General features: G+C 33.1%; 1 protein-coding gene. It reads right to left on the minus strand.

The features are described 5' to 3' along the window. Positions 1 to 20: 20 nt before the first annotated feature. Positions 21 to 818, minus strand: a complete 798-nt coding sequence (locus FC82_RS10865) for an EpsG family protein (protein ID WP_056997003.1) — start codon at positions 816 to 818, stop codon at positions 21 to 23. Between the last annotated feature and the right edge of the window lie 514 nt (positions 819 to 1,332).

Here is a 1,332-nt window from a genome sequence, read left to right on the forward strand (position 1 = left end):
TAGTCTAATTGGTCTAGTTATCAAGTGTTGCACTTCAATTTTAAATCGGGGGAAAATAAGAGCAGTAAAATCCACACAAATATAATCGTGCTATGGCTACTTCCCCTACCAAAACTAGTCAAAACATTGTCAGCTGAGTTATCTCTAGAGGAGAATTTGCTTAAAAACGAGGCAAAAAAATTAATGACGATGCCATCGCTATTCACCATAAAAAAAGCAGCTACTCCATAGAGGAAAAAGACGAAATATTTATAATATCGGATCAAAGTATCTAACTTAATTAAACTCAAAGGAACTATGACTAAGAGAAAAACAAACCCCAAATCATGAAACTGACTCGCTATTAGCAATGCAAATACCCCAAAGATTTTTGGAATTCTGTTTTTTTTTGCTAAGAGGCCTGCCCCTAATATTGTTATAGCAATCATCATTAGATTTCTAATTTGAGTTGCATCGTTAAAAAAAACTGTTAAACCATATAGTCCAGCAAATAAGGCAACTTTCTTTGTAAATAGTGAAACTCCAATGAACATTATTACAAATGCTAAAAAGGCAAAGAAAAGACGAAACTGTGCATAATTAAGGCCATGGTAAAAAAAGAACTGTGAAAGAACCGTGTATCCTTTTTCAAAAGGGGAAGTTTCAAATCCTAAGAGATTATAATGCATTAAATATACTGAGTAGTCTATCGTTGTCAGAGGATCAGCATCCCCAGCCAGATATGCCAGCACCATCATGGCAAGAAAACCGATAAGTCTAGTATTTCTAATAAATAAACTAGATATAAAACAAAACAGCATTGTAATTACAAATAGCACTGGCATTGCCTCCCGTTATAGTTTCCAATTTTTGTTTTCGCCCAGATTCTTTCGTAGCCCATCAGTAACAGCTTGGCATAATAGTTTTAATCTAGTAAAACCATCTTTATTAAATTTACCATATTTTATAAAACCGGCAATAATAAAAATAAAAACATTTGTGTAAAAAGCAAAAACATTTGTTACTAGATTCCTCCTAATTAGGTAAATATTATTTCGTACTTTATACAAAAATCTCCCACTATTAGCAAATCCTCCATAATATATTTTATAACCTGATTTTTTGGAATCACTTTCAAACCAAGACTTAGAATTTTCTCTAAGTACTAACTCCGGACTTCTTAGAATCTTGTATTCTTGTTTCCTAATGTTTAAAGAGAAATCGGCATCGTCTTCATAAACAAAAAATTTGGGGTCTGGTAATTCTATACTTCCAAGATCTTTCTTTTTTATAAATAACCCGGAATGTCAACTCAAGTGCAACAACCATGGAGCCAGGCCGTGAGCTAGCTTG

The organism is Secundilactobacillus collinoides DSM 20515 = JCM 1123 (assembly GCF_001435975.1).
GTDB classification, from domain to species: domain Bacteria; phylum Bacillota; class Bacilli; order Lactobacillales; family Lactobacillaceae; genus Secundilactobacillus; species Secundilactobacillus collinoides.